The organism is Rothia amarae, from assembly GCF_042677725.1.
Lineage (GTDB): Bacteria > Actinomycetota > Actinomycetes > Actinomycetales > Micrococcaceae > Rothia > Rothia amarae.
The window spans coordinates 15,053-30,316 of the sequence record NZ_JBHUCN010000010.1; the positions used below are offsets into that span (position 1 = coordinate 15,053).

Sequence of the window (15,264 nt, forward strand, 5' to 3'; positions counted from 1 at the left end):
GCACTTTTGCGGATTTAGTGACCCTTAGGGCAAATTACCCCTTATAGGCATCCTCAAAGTCACCACTTTTTTCGGTCATCCCCCAGCCACCGTTTTTGTAAGCGGCATCCACCTGGTAAGGGGATAAAATTATCGAAATTTCCATCAAATTCGATTGCATCAACTTCCTTTTTCGCGTTTGCGCTTGATGAAGGGGAAGACGTGTTTGGTGGAGACGACGAACCTGTGGATGGTTCTGCGGTCTGGGGGCTTTCATTCGAGACGAAGAATTTAGGCAGCTTTCAACAGCAACTCCGCCAGCTGCGCATCTATGACCAGGTCGGTCACCGCGCCCGTCATGAGCGCCCCCATCAGCGCAGATAGCCGGTGCGCTCCCGAGACCACCGCGATACGTCGTTTGATGCGCACTAGTTCAGCAGGGGTCGGACCGGTCGCCCGTCTATTCACCTCAAGGTCCGCAAAAGTGCCATTCTCCCGCAGAAAAACCGTGCACATATCCCCCACTACACCGGTCTGCCTCAGGCGGCGCTGCTCTTCCTCGGTAAAGTACCCGCCGTTATAGACATGCGAGGGAATCGCGCCGCCAAAAGCACCAATTCCAAAAAGTGCGACGTCTGCCACCCTCTGCATTTTCAACACAGAGCGCACTGATTCTTCCTGCCACATAGCCTCTTTGGTGGTGGCGCGATCGAAAAAAGCCGGGACAGGAAAATGAATCATCTGAGCACTAAATGCCTCGGCTATCTGCCCCAAGATTGCACCTGAATAAGGAATACCCGTATGACGGGCGTTACCCGCCCCATTAAGTTGTACAACCAAAGCGTTTTTGAGCGGGCGGGGAGGTAGTTGTCGGGCAACTTCGCTCACCGTAGACCCCCAAGCCACCCCTAAGACCATGTCATCGTGCATCACATTATTGAGTAAAACACCCGCCTCGCGAGCTACTGCTTGCATCCGCCCCAACGCCGAATCGCGTGGGTTTGTGGGTACTACCAGAGCTTTAACGCGGAACCTATCCCCCAGCTTGGTCGCTAAGTCATTTTTCGGTTTGAAATCATCATTGAGATTAATTTGCACCAGTCCCACCTGCCGCGCTTCTTTGAGAAGCCGTGAAACAGTAGCGCGTGAAACAGATAACCGGGCTCCCACCTGATCCATAGTGAGATGTTCCAGGTAGTAGAGCTGAGCCGCTTCAAAGAGCTGAGTGTTACGTTCTTTCACACTTCAAGATACTACTTGAAAATCCGTTCAGAGTGTTTGGCACCTTCTGTATTAAACAGTTCAAATAGAGAAAAGGTATTTTCTTATCAAAGGGGTTTAGCCGTGTCATCAGCACAGTTTGCACAGCAATCACGACTCACTAAAGAATCACGCGCCCATGCGCTAGAAGCCATGACCAACGCAGAAGGTCTGGACATTCTTGTTATTGGCGGTGGTGTAACCGGCGCAGGTATCGCCCTCGATGCAGCAACGCGCGGACTGCGCACCGGCATCGTCGAAGCGGGCGACTGGGCAGCAGGAACCTCGGCCTGGTCTTCCAAGCTAGTGCATGGTGGTCTGCGCTATCTTTACAATTTGGATTTCAAGCTCGTGGCAGAAGCCCTCAAAGAACGTGGCAACCTACTGACTAAAACCGCGCCCCACCTCGTCAAAGCACAGCCCTTCCTATGGCCTTTGAAAATGCCCGTCATCGAACGTGCGTATTCAGCGGTGGGAATCGGCATGTATGACGTCATGGCATTCACCGGCGCCCGTGGCAACGTCACCGTTCCTCCACAACGACACTTCACCAAAAAGGGAACTAAGAAAATCTTCCCGGGCATTAAGGATGACAAATTCACCGGTGCTATTCAGTTTTACGATGCACGCGTGGACGACGCCCGTCTCGTCATCGACTTGGTGCGCACCGCAGCTGGCTATGGCGCTCTAGCCGCTCCCCGCACCCAGGTTATTAGCATTCTCAAAGATTCCTCAGGAGCTGTGAACGGTGCAGTCGTCAAGGATCTCGAAACCGATGCCGAACTCGAAATTAAAGCGAAGAAAATTATCAATGCCACCGGTGTCTGGACCGAAGAGACAGAATCCATGGCGCAGAAAGACGCCGGCTTGAAGGTTCTTGCTTCTAAGGGTATCCACATTGTGGTTCCTCGCGAGCGCATCCAAGCGTCCTCAGGTATTTTTACTCAGACCGAGAAATCCGTCCTGTTCATTATTCCCTGGCAACGCTATTGGATCATCGGCACCACTGATACTCCCTATACCGAGGATATTGAGAATCCTGTTGCTACTTCCCAGGATATTCAGTATGTCTTGGATCAGGCTAATGAACTTATTGCTGAAGAGCTGACCCAGGATGACATCATTGGCACCTACTCGGGTCTGCGCCCGTTGCTTCAGCCGGTTCTCAAAGAAGGCTCAGAGAAGTCATCCACCAAGGTCTCTCGGGAGCACACCGTTACGGAAATTGCCCCGAATATGAGTGCAATTGCTGGTGGCAAGCTCACCACCTACCGCGTGATGGCAGAAGATGCTGTCGATTTTGCGCTCGGCGATGATGCGAAGAGCCGCCCCAGTGTGACTTCTGATATTCCTCTGGTGGGTGCAAACGGGTATCGAGCAATTCTGGGTTCGATTGATTCTATTGCCAAGAAACAGGGGTGGGATAAGCAACGTCAGGAGCATCTGCTAGAGCGCTACGGTGCAGAAATTACCGATTTAGTGTCTCTCATTGAGAAGAATCCGGACCTCGGTGAGCCCTTGAAAAATGCTCCGCAGTTCTTGCGTGCAGATGTTGTGTACGCGGTTCAAGCTGAGGGTGCGCTTCACCTTGAAGATGTTCTGGTTCGCCGTGTTCGTCTGGACTTGGAGCAGCGCGATCGTGGGCTTTCTTCGGCCGAAGAAATTGTTGCACTGATGGCCCCTGAACTTGGTTGGTCTCAGAAGGATGCCCAGCATGAAGTTGATCTATACCGTCAGCGTGTTGAGGCTATTGCTGCGGCGGAGAAAACCTCCACAGATTCTGAGGCAGTTGCTCATCTTGAGAACGTTGAGAGCGTAGCTCCCCGTCAGAAGTTGAACAACGCTTCATAACCCATAGGTAAACATACTAAGTGCATGAGTACCTCCGTTTGAGTGCGCTAAATCGCCGAGGGGATGGTGTTTAGCGCACTCACTGATTTATTCCTTGATTGAAAGGATTTACTATGAATGGTCTGCTTGCAGGAGGGTCTACCCTTCTTACCGGCGCAGACGGCATACCGACGTCTTTAGGGCTTTTTTCCTCTGAGTTCCTGGGCACTTTGGTACTTATTTTGTTGGGTGCTGGCGTTTGTGCAGCTAATAGTTTGAACAAATCGCATGCCAAGGGTGCTGGTTGGGTAGCAATTGCTTTTGGCTGGGGTTTAGCAGTTTTTGCTGCGGTGTATGTTTCTGGTCCTTCCGGCGCGCATTTGAATCCGGCTGTAACCATTGGTCAGTGGGTTGCTGGGAATGAGCTAACAAAGGGCGTTCCTGCAACCTTGGGCAACATGTTGGTTTACTTTGCCGGTCAGATGGTGGGCGCTATCGTCGGCGCTATTGCCTGCTGGCTCGCTTATAAGAAGCAGTTCGATGAGCCGGCTGAGGATGGCGTCAAGCTGGGAGTGTTCTCCACCGGCCCCGCTATTAAGTCCTACGGTTGGAACTTAGTTTCAGAAATCATCGGTACCTTTGTACTGATTGCATTTGTGGTGGCTTCAGGGCAGACTCCTTCAGGTCTTGGTCCTTTGGCGGTCGCGTTGATCGTCGTTTCCATCGGATTCTCACTGGGTGGCCCCACAGGTTACGCCATTAACCCTGCACGCGATCTTGGTCCTCGTATCGCTCATGCCCTGCTTCCTATTCCAAACAAGGGCGATTCTAATTGGTCCTATGCTTGGGTTCCCGTGGTTGGTCCCATTATCGGTGCCGTACTTGCCGCGCTGATTGTACCTGCGCTACTCGCTATTTAGAGGTTGAGCTAAACTAAACCCCACAGTAACTATCACAAAGGAGTGGTTGATATGGCAGAGAAAAAACTGCCCGCACGCAAAAAGTACATCCTTTCGTTAGACCAAGGAACCACGAGTTCCCGCGCCATTTTGTTTGATAAAAAGGCGAACATCAAGGCTGTAGGCCAGCTCGAGCACGAGCAGATTTTTCCTAAGGCTGGCTGGGTTGAGCACGATCCGCTAGAAATCTGGAGCAATGTGCGTAAAGTAGTGGGTCATGCACTTTCTGATGCAGGCATCAACCACCACGAAATCGCCGCTGTTGGTATTACCAATCAGCGCGAAACCGCCGTCGTCTGGGATAAGAACACTGGCGAGCCTGTTTACAACGCGATCGTGTGGCAGGACACCCGCACACAGAAGATTTGCAATGAGCTTGGCGGCAAAGAAGGCGAAGGCAAGTACCGCGATATCACCGGCTTGCACCTGGCAACTTATTTCTCAGGCCCAAAAATTAAGTGGATTCTCGACAATGTTGAGGGCGCACGCGAAAAGGCCGAAGCAGGTGACCTCCTCTTTGGCAACACCGATACCTGGCTCGTATGGAACCTCACCGGCGGCACTGATGGTGGTATTCACGTTACTGACGTCACCAACGCATCTCGCACTATGCTCATGAACATCAAGACTCTGCAGTGGGACGAATCCATTGCAGCAGATATGGGAATCCCCCTCTCGATGCTCCCTGAGATTCACTCTTCCTCCGAGATTTTGGGGGAAGGTCGCCAAAATGGTCTTCTGCCCGGGGTTCCTATTGCCGGTATTTTGGGTGATCAGCAGGCTGCTACTTTTGGTCAGGCGTGCTTTGAAGAGGGCATGGTGAAGAATACCTACGGCACAGGTAATTTCATGCTGATGAATACCGGTGAAGAACCCGTTATTTCTGAGAATGGTCTGCTCACCACCGTCGCCTACAAAATTGGCGATAACAAGCCCGTTTATGCGCTCGAAGGATCTGTCGCAGTTTCCGGCTCTTTGATTCAGTGGCTGCGTGATAACATGCGCATGATTAACGACGCTGCTGAATCTGAAAAGCTGGCAACCAGCGTGGAAGACTCCGGTGGGTGCTACGTGGTACCGGCTTTCTCCGGGCTATTTGCACCGCATTGGCGCTCCGATGCGCGTGGAGTTATTGTGGGCTTAACCCGCTATATTAACCGGGCGCATATCGTCCGCGCCGCTCTGGAGGCAACCGCGTGGCAGACTCGCGAAGTTCTCGATGCGATGAACGCAGATATCGATCACGCCGGAGTAGACGTAGAGCTCACCGAATTGCGTGTTGATGGCGGCATGACTGCAAATGAATTCCTCATGCAGTTCCAGGCAGATATTCTCGGAGTTCCTGTGATCCGCCCCAAGATTATTGAAACTACCGCTTTGGGTGCAGCTTATGCTGCCGGTATCGCCGTGGGATTCTGGGACGGCGAGCAAGATGTCATTGATAACTGGTCCGAAGATAAGCGTTGGACTCCGGATATGGATACTGAGGATGTCGAGCGCCAGTACCGTAACTGGAAGAAGGCGGTTTCTAAGACCCTCGACTGGGTCGATGAAGACGTTATCACCGACTAATCTCTCTCAGTAAGTCAAGCCGGGGCATGAAATTGTCATGCCCCGGCTTTCTTATATGCTGAGGTGTATGGGTACTTCATCTCAGCTCTATTCACGGCTTCATTCATTGGACGGCAAATCATACGGTGCGCTCAAACAGCTAGCGGGAACATGGCAGTTTCAGGGCTTTGACTTGCATATTGATAAGGTGCAGCCCGATCCCTATGCGTCGGCGTCGAGAATTCGGATTACCTTACCAGTTACAGCTACCGAGGTACCCCAAGAGTTTTTGCAAGACACTGCAGATCGTGTTGCGGTGAGCGATTTTATTGCCCGAGACATTTACGATGCTATATCCCACGGTCCTCGAGAATTTCAGGCGGTACGCCCTGGACAAGAAATTCTCCCTCGTTCTTCGGTGACCTGTGAGAAAGGCACGGTTCAGGTTGCGCTTACTTTTCAGTTTCCTGCCGCTGGACGCCGAGTCAAGGGTCGCCTCGCTGCAGGACTTTTGGTGGACGACTTACCTGGTTTAGTCAGCTACTCGGCACTCGGCGAGCGGCTGCAACATCATGCGTTGAAACAGCACGTGCAAACCCTGCGCGATTATTTATTTATACAGCGTGAATTGCAGGACAGGCATCTGGTGGGTTTCGTAGCGGATGGTGCTGTTCTTGCCCGTCGCTCAGGCAATTCAGATACCCCACTAGCTAATGCTGTTCCCTTTGAATCTCCCGCAGAAAACAAAGTTTTCTTTGATCTGCCCAGCGGGCGCTCTATCAGTGGTTTAGGTATTCGAGAGGGTATTACTCTTCTGGTTGGTGGAGGTTTTCATGGAAAATCCACGCTTTTGAAAGCGCTAGAGCGCGGCGTCTTCCCACATATTCCAGGAGACGGACGCCAGCTGGTAGTGAGCGATCCAACCGCTGTTTCTGTGCGGGCTGAGGATGGCCGCGCCGTCACAGGTACCAATATTTCTACCATGATTAATAATCTGCCGGGGCGGATTGATACGCAAGAATTTTCTACAGCCAATGCCAGTGGCTCCACCTCCCAGGCAGCTAATTTAGCCGAAGCCGTTGAAATAGGTACGCGTACTGTGCTTATTGATGAGGATACCTCCGCCACGAACTTCATGATTCGCGACCAGCGCATGAAAGCTTTAATTTCAGCCGAACCCATTACCCCGTTCGTCGATCGAATCTCAGACCTGTGGGAAGATCGGGGAATTTCAACCATTTTGGTAATGGGAGGGTCTGGAGCGTTCTTCGAACACGCACATACCGTTATTGCTTTGAATGAATACGTTCCTCAAGATGTGACCGAGCGAGCGCACCAACTAGCCAAGCAGTATCACGAAACGAAGCATTCCCTCTCAGAAGGTAATACCGATAAAACGTCCTCACTAGCTTTGCTGGGCGCACCTCGAACGGTTGACCCGAATTCCCTTCTTGTAGAGGACACGCGCAAACCTCCTCGGGGTCGCGGATTAGAGGAGATACAAATCGGTAAAGAGAACCTTGATTTGCGGTATCTCTCCCAGCTGGTGGATTCTGGGCAAACTCAGGCCATAGCACTATGCTTGCCCTTAGTTGCCCGGCGTCTTCAAACAGCTCAGATTCCCCTTGCGCCAGCGGTACAGGAGGTCATCGAGCAGATTGAAAGAGAAGGGTTAGAGACGCTCACAGGGTCAGATTCTAGAGTCCGAGGCGATGTGGTACTCCCCCGTAAAGAGGAGCTTTTTCAAGCAATTTCACGGTGGCGAAAACTTCGCCTGAAGCGGTAAAAATCTCAGCAGAACTTCATCTTCTGTCATAAATATCGCAGGGGAAAAATACCCCAAAAATCTTCTTAGACCAAGGCTAGTGTGGAAATATAACCTACTTTCATCAGAAGGATTTCCCATGAGCTCCTCCCGGGCTGTATCGCCCACCGAATCCGCCCCTGCCGAAATTTCAGCCACCCCTGATTCTGAGCGGAAACTACCTCGATTTTCCCTCAAAACCCTCTGGTTTATTCTGGCTCATATCGTGTTGATAGCGGTCTTACTCTTACCACACAGTGAGTCCCTCTCCTGGCAGGGGCAAATTTCTCTTGCGGTACTGGGCTTCGCCGTTATTATGTGGGTTACCGAGGCGGTGAGCTATCCGGTGTCCTCGGTGCTCATTATCGGTTACATTACGATTTTGCTGGGGCTTTCACCCGACCCCAAAGAACCCTCCAAAGCTCTAGGGACCACTGATGCTCTCGCTACAGCCCTGGGCGGATTCAGCTCCTCCGGCGTCGCTCTGGTGGCAGCTGCCCTCGCCCTTGCTGCCGCGATGCAGGCAACAGAACTGCATAAGCGCATTGCTCTCATTGTTTTGAGATTTGCCGGGGAAAAGACCTCGCACATTGTCGTGGGCGCCATTGCTATCTCGATTATCCTCGCCTTCTTCGTTCCCTCAGCAACGGCCCGTGCTGGCGCAGTCGTCCCAATTCTTTTGGGCATGGTAGCAGCCTTCGGTATGGCGAAAGATTCAAAGCTATCGGCTCTTCTAATTATTACCGCAGCTCAATCTGTTTCTATTTGGAATATCGGTATCAAAACGGCGGCAGCGCAGAACCTCGTTGCCATTGGATTCCTGCTACTACCCAAAATTGGTGTTTTCACTTGGAAATCAGCAGAAAAGCTCATCAATGGGCACACTGGTGGTCTTTGCAGTGGGCATTTCCCTGGGCACTCTTTTGCTGAAGACGGGCGCAGCTAAGTGGCTTTCGGAGGTTACCTTTGGTGCTCTCGGTCTGCAACATATGCCGCTGTTAGCTACTATCGCCTTGGTATCAGCTTTCACCATTTTGATTCATTTGGGATTCGCCTCGGCAACGTCCCTATCTTCTGCCCTCATTCCTGTGTATATCGCGCTAGCTTCGACGTTGACCGCTCCTCAGGATGGTCTCGGGTTTGTGGTGATTCAACAGTTCCTCATTAGCTTCGGATTCCTACTTCCTGTCTCAGCTCCACAGAATATGCTTGCCTACGGCACAGGAGCGTTCATTACTAAGCAGTTTCTCAAAACCGGCATTCCCCTAACAGTCATCGGCTACCTGTTGGTGCTGCTCTTCTCAACTACTTATTGGAAGTGGCTGGGGATGGTCTAGAAGTTAGGTTGAGCAATGAAAAGTGAGGGGAAGCATATCTTGCTCTCCCAAGACTTTGAAGCACTTTTCGCTTTAGACTACGATTATCCCTTTCTCTAGCCCATTCTCAAGAAACGAGCACTTATGACCCACGATACCTTACATGCAACCCATGAATGCCCCCTAGGTACTGTGTATCTGGCAACCGACGGAACGTCGCTGACAGGTGCTTGGCTTGAAGGGCAATCACACTTTGCCTCCGCAGAGGAACTGGGAGAAACCACAGAACTTGATTCTCAACCAATACTTTCTGAAGCAGCCCGCGAACTAGATGATTATCTAGCGGGGAATCGAACCTCTTTTACTGTGCCACTCAAACCGGCAGGTAGTGATTTCCAGTTAGCGGTGTGGCAGGCACTCGAAGATATCCCCTATGGTTACACCACCACCTACGGAGAAATCTCTAAGATTGTGGGCCCGCATGCCCCTGCTCAAGCGGTGGGGCAAGCAGTTGGGCGCAACCGATGCATCATTTTCATTCCTTGCCACCGAGTGGTGGGTGCCGACGGAAAATTGACGGGGTATGCCGCAGGGGTGGAAACTAAACAATTTCTGCTGGATCTAGAAGAACCTACCTCCGAGAAAGAAACTCGGCTTTTTTAGATGCCGGCTCTTTTCAGTGACACCGATTTGGTGAGACAGCCGCGGGAGATTTACCCCGGCTGCGTTCATGTGCCCGGTTGGCTTTCGATGAATCAGCAGCGATTTTTGGTGGGGGAATTTTTCCGCTGGGGTCAGACTACCCCCGAAAGAGAAGGAATTTCCCGAGGTATTCCTCCTCATTCGCCCGAGATTTATGGCAAGAAAATGTCCGTGCGCCTTACCTCGTTGGGCTGGCATTGGAGCGATTATGCCTATCGCAATGATGCTCCGGAATTTGGTGGTGCGCAGCCGTTTGCTGTTCCAGATTGGTTACAGCGCATGGGTAGGCAGGCATTAGATGTGGCGTATCACGCAGCGACGGCGCCGTCGTGGCCCGCTTTTGATGGTCCACAGCATGCCGAATGGGTTTCTAGCTATTGCCCTGATGTGGCGCTTATCAACTACTACGCACCTCATGCTTCAATGGGAATGCACCAGGATAAGGATGAGCGGTCATCGATGCCGATTGTCTCGGTATCGCTGGGCAATACGGGCGTTTTTCGTGCAGGAAATACGGAAAATAAAAATATGCCCTTTGAGGATGTTTTGCTGGCTTCTGGGGACCTAATTGTCTTTGGCGGTCCCAGCCGTTTTATGTATCATGGCGTGCCGAAGATTTTGCCTGATACTTCACCTGCTGAACTCAATTTCCCTGAGGGTCGAATCAATATTACGCTTCGACAGACAGGTCTATCCCCGGCAGGTAACTAAGGAGAACATTATGCCAGAGCCACAGCAGCATCCAGCTCCTGAAAAGTTGACCCCCGATGTGGTGACCGGCGAGGATGGTCTTTCTCGCCCCCGCTGGGCTGCAACAGATGAGCTGATGCGCACCTATTACGACGAGGAGTGGGGCGTACCCATTGCTGATGAGCAGGGTATGTTTGAACGGATCTGCCTAGAAGGTTTTCAAGCCGGTTTGAGCTGGCGCACCGTGTTAGTGAAGAGAGACGCACTTAGAGAAGACTTTTTGGACTTCAACCCCGATGCTGTAGCTCTTCTGACGGACGAGGATGTCGCCCGCATCAAGGAAGACCCGCGGATTATTCGTTCCGAAGCGAAGATTCGCGCTGTCATCAAGAATGCACGCGCTACCCTCGCTCTGCGACAGCGAGCGCAGAGCCTCAGAGAGCAGGTACGCCTCTCCCCCGACGTCGAGCTACCAGCAGCAGAGGCAGCGCTTTTAGGTTTTACACTCCCTAACGGGATGCTGGTCGATGACGGTTTACCTGCGTTGATTTGGAGTTACGGGCCTGAGCAAACTCCCACCCCGCAGAGGTTTGTAGAGGTTCCTACCCGGTCTGAGGAGTCGGAGAATCTTGCCAAGCGTCTTAAAAAAGAAGGATTTTCTTTCGTGGGACCAACGACGGTCTATGCCATGTTTGAGGCTTGCGGAGTGGTCGATACTCACTTGATAGATTCGCATCGGCGCGGCATCTCGAAACTTTGGAACGCCGATGGGTCGCGTCGAGCATGAACCACGTCGATTGTCCGCTAAATAATTAGATGGGCTATGGGGGCAGTAATGAGGATGCTCAGGATAACGCGCTCTACCCAAATCACCAACAGGTGCCAGAATTTCACGGGAATATCGGTTGCCATGATGGAGGGCACCATAGCTGAGAGGAAGATAATTCCTGATACCGCAACTACGGCGATAATGAACGCGGTGAGGGTGTCTCCTTCAGGACCAATTTCAGTAGCGGGTAGGAACATTTCCACCAGCCCCAGGCTGATGGCTTTGCCACCCAGTAAGGGATCTGGCATACCGGCTAGCTTATTGAAGGGAACGAAAATCCAACCCATCCAGTCAAAGATGGGAGTGTATTTTGCCGCCAGCAATCCCAGCAAACCAACGGACATAATCGAGGGCAGAATTGCTGACGCCATGATGACACCGTCTTTGAAATTGAGCCACATGGTCTGAACGATTCCGGGGTTAGCATGTAGAGTTCCGCGTGCCTGTTCCCACGCCACTTGCATCTTATGGCGAGTGATGGGTTGCTCAGGGTTAGGGGTAGACCCTGGAAAGTGGGTGTCTGGGATGGTGGACAGCGGCGGAATACGAACGCAGATAGCTGTCACCACGAAAGTCATAAAAAATGCGGTGAAGAAGTATTGCAACCACAAATCCATGATTTTGAGGGTATTAGCCACAATGACCATGAAGGTTACTGAAACCGTGGAAAAGCCTGTGGCTATAATTGCTGCTTCTTTAGCGGTATATCCGCCTTGTTTGTACACACGGTTGGTTAAGAGTAGACCAAGAGAGTAGGACCCCACAAAACTGGCTACCGCATCTACCGCAGAGCGGCCCGGGGTTTTCCAGATGGGGTACATGATAGGTCGGACAAAAATACCCACAAATTCCATCAGTCCAAAACCGATGAGGAAGCCCAGAAAGATAGCGCCAATGGGCACGATGAGCCCTACCGAGGTCACTAAAGTATTCCATAGGAAAGGGCCGATAGATTTATCCGCTAACCATGCTGGTGGGGAGGTCATCATCAGCACAGCTGCGATAAGGCCCACTATGTTGAGCACTGAAAATATCTTCTGAGTAAGAGATTTCTTCCATCGCCCCGTAATAAAAGGTCTCAATGTTCCCAAAAGGACGAGGGCTAGCATTAGCCATGGAACAACTGGGCCGATAGCTAGCTTCACCCAACTCACCAGGTGATCAAGCGGGATAGTACTTTTTCCACCTATGGTGATGGGGATAAAAAACATGAAGATGCCCAAGACTGAGCACAGAATGAGTTTGAGTGCATCTTTCCCAGCACCGGGGGCATTGACGGGAACGAGAGCAGCAGTCTGTTCCTCGCTGATAGCGTGTTCTGACATGAAGTTCCTTTGAATTCGTCTTTGAATTACCCAAAATGTATCACAGCTCACTTCCACCGCATCCTTGCGCTTTACGGAAAGTAGCGCGGAATGACAGGGCGAATCCCTCCAATTTTCATCTAATGAAAATTTATTTTTATTCTGCAACAACACCTCTTGAGGGATTTTTCGCTCCCATATCTGATGTATTCTTCTGAACGTAAGATATTTGTGACTCAAGATACAAAACTGGCGAGTGGGAATCGGTGAGGTAGAAATATGCCAACAACGACCACGCGATCTGTTGAACGCGCCCTCAAGCTCCTCACCGTCGTCTGCGATCATCCGGGAATAAACCTCACCAAAGCGTCTGAGCAAGCTGAGCTCTCCCCCTCCAGCGCGTTGCGACTGTTGCACACCCTTGAAGAACTCGAATTTGTTCGCCGAGATCGTGCGGGAAAATTCGATGTTGGGCCGCAATTGCTCCGTCTGGGGTTCAAAGCCCTGGGCGACAACACCTTACGGAATCGTTGCCGCCCCACCATGCTCGAACTTGCAGAACGAACCGGCGAATCGGTGTATCTTTCCATCAAACAACACCACCAGGTCCTCTATTTGGCAGTAGTAAACGGAACGCACGCCATCCAGCACAGAAGCTGGGAAGGGCAAACGATTCCTTTGAATTCCACCGCGGTCGGCGCAGTTCTTCTTAACCAGCACAACGATGAAAAATACACGGTAGTCACCAGCGGTGTTGAAGCAGATGTCACCGCTATTGCAACCCCTCTTCAGGTGCGTGGAAAAACCATCGCGGCATTGAGCATGCTTGTCCCGACCTACCGAATTACACCTGAAAAAGAAGCTGAACTTGGTCAGCTGCTACACAGCACGGTTCAAGAACTTTCCCAGAAATTTGAAAATATCTAGTTTTCCCCAACCTAACCAGACCACCCACTCAATGATGAAATGGATGTGAATATGTACAACAACACCAGCACCTCAGAAGCTATGCAAATCAAGCTCGATAACGAATTTCCACCCGAGCCCAGCTTTGACCCCGCCTACCGCCGCGCGCCCTCGCGCGGATTCCGCTTGAACCTCGAACAGACCAAACTAGCCCTGCGCAACGCACTGCGTTATTTACCCGAAGAACTGCATGAACAAGCAGCACCCGAATTCCTTGAAGAGCTACGCACCTACGGCCGTATCTACGCCTACCGCTGGCGTCCACGGGGTCGGATTCACGGTCGCCCCATCGACGAGTACGAGGGCAAGTGCATCGAAGGCAAGGCAATGCAGGTGCAGATTGATAACAATCTCGACACCGACGTAGCGCTCTACCCCTACGAGCTCGTCACCTACGGTGAGACCGGTCGCGTCTGCCAGAACTGGTTGCAGTACCGACTGATTATGAAGTATCTGCAGGAATTGACCGAAGACACCACCTTGGTTGTGATGTCCGGTCATCCTCTTGGTCTCTTCCCTTCCCGCCCCGAGTCCCCGCGCGTCATTATCACCAACTCCCTGATGATTGGTCGTTACGACAACCAGAAGGACTGGGAAATTGCAGAAGAATTGGGAGTCGCTAACTACGGTCAGATGACCGCTGGCGGCTGGATGTACATTGGGCCCCAGGGTATCGTGCACGGCACTTTCAATACTCTGCTCAATGCAGGGCGTAGCAAGCTGGGCATCCCCGCAGAGGACGATTTGGCGGGCGTATTGTTCGTATCTTCCGGGCTTGGCGGTATGAGTGGTGCTCAGCCTAAAGCAGCTGAAATCGCCAACGCTGTAGGTATCGTGGCAGAGGTAGACTACTCGCGCATTCAGACCCGCCTAGATCAAGGCTGGGTTGGTCACGCCTCCTCAGATTTGGCAGAGGTTTTCCGCATCGCCAAGGAGCACATTGACTCCAAGACACCCGTTTCGATTGCCTACCACGGCAACATCGTAGATTTGCTCCAGTACGCCGTCGACAACAACATCGAAATCCCCCTCCTGAGCGACCAGACCAGCTGCCACGCAGTCTACGACGGCGGATACTGCCCACAGGGCCTCACCTTCGAAGAACGCACCAGGCTACTTAAGAACGACCGCGACCAGTTTGTTGAAAAGGTTGATGCAACCTTGCGCAAGCACTACGAGCTCATCAAGGAATTGGTTCAGCGCGGCACCTACTTCTTCGACTACGGCAATGCATTCATGGCATCGGTCTTCTCCGCCGGCGTCACCGAAATTGCTATCGATGGCGACGAACGCAACGGCTTCATCTGGCCCTCCTACGTTGAAGATATCATGGGTCCCGAACTCTTTGACTACGGTTACGGGCCCTTCCGCTGGGTCTGTCTCTCCGGTGATCACGAAGACTTGCGCAAGACCGACCAGGCGGCGATGGACTGTATCGATCCCACCCGCCGCCACCAGGATCGCGATAACTATAACTGGATTCGTGATGCAGAGAAAAATGCCCTAGTGGTAGGCACTCAGGCACGTATTTTGTACCAGGATGCACAGGGGCGCATGGATATCGCATTGCGCTTCAACGAGCTAGTGCGTAACGGAGAAATCGGCCCCGTCATGCTAGGTCGCGACCACCACGATGTATCCGGTACCGATTCGCCCTTCCGCGAGACCTCCAATATCAAGGACGGCTCCAACATTATGGCGGATATGGCAACCCAGTGCTTCGCCGGCAACGCTGCACGCGGCATGAGCCTTGTTGCGCTGCATAACGGCGGTGGCACCGGTATCGGTAACTCCATCAACGGTGGTTTTGGTATGGTGCTGGATGGTTCCGAGCGAGTCGACGAAGTCATCAAGTCGTCCCTACTCTGGGATGTCATGTGTGGCGTGGCGCGCCGTAGCTGGGCACGCAACGAACACTCTATTGAGACAGCAACCGACTTCAATCACGATTACTCGGGCAAGGGACAGATTACACTTCCCTACACCGTCAACGATGATCTCATCGATTCACTCGTCAACTAGAACCGATTGAGCTAGCTCAACACCCAGGGTGCGAGGTAAATGATGCCTCGCA

Annotated in this window: 14 protein-coding genes; 11 read left to right on the forward strand and 3 right to left on the reverse strand. The window is 52.1% G+C overall.

Annotated features, from left to right (window positions below; genetic code table 11):
- Positions 1-34 precede the first annotated feature (34 nt).
- Entirely contained in the window at positions 35-160 is a 126-nt protein-coding gene (locus ACFR81_RS05855; protein ID WP_343874090.1) for a hypothetical protein, read from the reverse strand.
- A gap of 110 nt (positions 161-270) precedes the next feature.
- Positions 271-1,221, reverse strand: a complete 951-nt coding sequence (locus ACFR81_RS05860) for a sugar-binding transcriptional regulator (protein WP_068171792.1) — start codon at positions 1,219-1,221, stop codon at positions 271-273.
- 102 nt (positions 1,222-1,323) lie between these two features.
- On the opposite strand from ACFR81_RS05860, the gene ACFR81_RS05865 reads away from it, so the two are divergent.
- The 9 genes from ACFR81_RS05865 to ACFR81_RS05905 all read left to right on the forward strand — a co-directional run bounded on the left by ACFR81_RS05865 (position 1,324) and on the right by ACFR81_RS05905 (position 10,878).
- Positions 1,324-3,090: a glycerol-3-phosphate dehydrogenase/oxidase gene (locus ACFR81_RS05865; RefSeq protein ID WP_343874094.1), complete on the forward strand. Its 1,767-nt coding sequence runs from the start codon at positions 1,324-1,326 to the stop codon at positions 3,088-3,090.
- Between the two features lie 113 nt (positions 3,091-3,203).
- Positions 3,204-3,989, forward strand: coding sequence for an MIP/aquaporin family protein (locus tag ACFR81_RS05870; protein ID WP_343874096.1), 786 nt, complete (start codon positions 3,204-3,206; stop codon positions 3,987-3,989).
- Positions 3,990-4,040: 51 nt separating this feature from the next.
- Positions 4,041-5,600: a glycerol kinase GlpK gene (gene glpK, locus ACFR81_RS05875; protein WP_343874098.1), complete on the forward strand. Its 1,560-nt coding sequence runs from the start codon at positions 4,041-4,043 to the stop codon at positions 5,598-5,600.
- Between the two features lie 67 nt (positions 5,601-5,667).
- Positions 5,668-7,365, forward strand: a complete 1,698-nt coding sequence (locus ACFR81_RS05880) for an ABC-ATPase domain-containing protein (RefSeq protein ID WP_068171780.1) — start codon at positions 5,668-5,670, stop codon at positions 7,363-7,365.
- 118 nt (positions 7,366-7,483) lie between these two features.
- A complete protein-coding gene (locus ACFR81_RS05885) occupies positions 7,484-8,329 on the forward strand; it encodes an anion permease (RefSeq protein WP_343874102.1) in 846 nt (281 codons plus the stop codon).
- On the forward strand, positions 8,283-8,720 hold the full coding sequence (locus tag ACFR81_RS05890; protein ID WP_343874104.1) for an anion permease: 438 nt from the start codon (positions 8,283-8,285) through the stop codon (positions 8,718-8,720). The genes ACFR81_RS05885 and ACFR81_RS05890 overlap by 47 nt, the downstream gene beginning before the upstream one ends.
- Before the next feature lie 123 nt (positions 8,721-8,843).
- Complete coding sequence (locus ACFR81_RS05895; protein ID WP_343874107.1) at positions 8,844-9,362, forward strand: methylated-DNA--[protein]-cysteine S-methyltransferase; 519 nt, start codon at positions 8,844-8,846, stop codon at positions 9,360-9,362.
- On the forward strand, positions 9,363-10,112 hold the full coding sequence (locus ACFR81_RS05900) for an alpha-ketoglutarate-dependent dioxygenase AlkB family protein (RefSeq protein ID WP_343874109.1): 750 nt from the start codon (positions 9,363-9,365) through the stop codon (positions 10,110-10,112).
- Positions 10,113-10,122: 10 nt separating this feature from the next.
- On the forward strand, positions 10,123-10,878 hold the full coding sequence (locus ACFR81_RS05905) for a DNA-3-methyladenine glycosylase I (protein ID WP_068171769.1): 756 nt from the start codon (positions 10,123-10,125) through the stop codon (positions 10,876-10,878).
- Between the two features lie 17 nt (positions 10,879-10,895).
- On the opposite strand, the gene ACFR81_RS05910 is transcribed toward ACFR81_RS05905, so the two are convergent.
- Positions 10,896-12,245 (reverse strand): YjiH family protein, encoded by a 1,350-nt coding sequence (locus ACFR81_RS05910; RefSeq protein ID WP_343874115.1) that lies wholly within the window; start codon positions 12,243-12,245, stop codon positions 10,896-10,898.
- 258 nt (positions 12,246-12,503) lie between these two features.
- Here ACFR81_RS05910 and ACFR81_RS05915 point away from each other — a divergent pair, with 258 nt between their 5' ends.
- Together ACFR81_RS05915 and ACFR81_RS05920 are read left to right on the forward strand one after the other, a co-directional pair.
- Positions 12,504-13,151: an IclR family transcriptional regulator gene (locus tag ACFR81_RS05915; RefSeq protein ID WP_343874118.1), complete on the forward strand. Its 648-nt coding sequence runs from the start codon at positions 12,504-12,506 to the stop codon at positions 13,149-13,151.
- A gap of 51 nt (positions 13,152-13,202) precedes the next feature.
- Entirely contained in the window at positions 13,203-15,212 is a 2,010-nt protein-coding gene (locus ACFR81_RS05920; protein WP_068171761.1) for a urocanate hydratase, read from the forward strand.
- Positions 15,213-15,264 lie beyond the last annotated feature (52 nt).

Bases quoted from the DNA above. Each gene is read 5' to 3' on its own strand.
- ACFR81_RS05895 (WP_343874107.1), top strand. From the start codon at position 8,844: ATGACCCACGATACCTTACATGCAACCCATGAATGCCCCCTAGGTACT.
- ACFR81_RS05880 (WP_068171780.1), top strand. From the start codon at position 5,668: ATGGGTACTTCATCTCAGCTCTATTCACGGCTTCATTCATTGGACGGC.
- ACFR81_RS05900 (WP_343874109.1), top strand. From the start codon at position 9,363: ATGCCGGCTCTTTTCAGTGACACCGATTTGGTGAGACAGCCGCGGGAG.
- ACFR81_RS05920 (WP_068171761.1), top strand. From the start codon at position 13,203: ATGTACAACAACACCAGCACCTCAGAAGCTATGCAAATCAAGCTCGAT.
- ACFR81_RS05915 (WP_343874118.1), top strand. From the start codon at position 12,504: ATGCCAACAACGACCACGCGATCTGTTGAACGCGCCCTCAAGCTCCTC.
- ACFR81_RS05870 (WP_343874096.1), top strand. From the start codon at position 3,204: ATGAATGGTCTGCTTGCAGGAGGGTCTACCCTTCTTACCGGCGCAGAC.
- ACFR81_RS05905 (WP_068171769.1), top strand. From the start codon at position 10,123: ATGCCAGAGCCACAGCAGCATCCAGCTCCTGAAAAGTTGACCCCCGAT.
- glpK (WP_343874098.1), top strand. From the start codon at position 4,041: ATGGCAGAGAAAAAACTGCCCGCACGCAAAAAGTACATCCTTTCGTTA.
- ACFR81_RS05885 (WP_343874102.1), top strand. From the start codon at position 7,484: ATGAGCTCCTCCCGGGCTGTATCGCCCACCGAATCCGCCCCTGCCGAA.
- ACFR81_RS05910 (WP_343874115.1), bottom strand. From the start codon at position 12,245: ATGTCAGAACACGCTATCAGCGAGGAACAGACTGCTGCTCTCGTTCCC.
- ACFR81_RS05855 (WP_343874090.1), bottom strand. From the start codon at position 160: ATGCAATCGAATTTGATGGAAATTTCGATAATTTTATCCCCTTACCAG.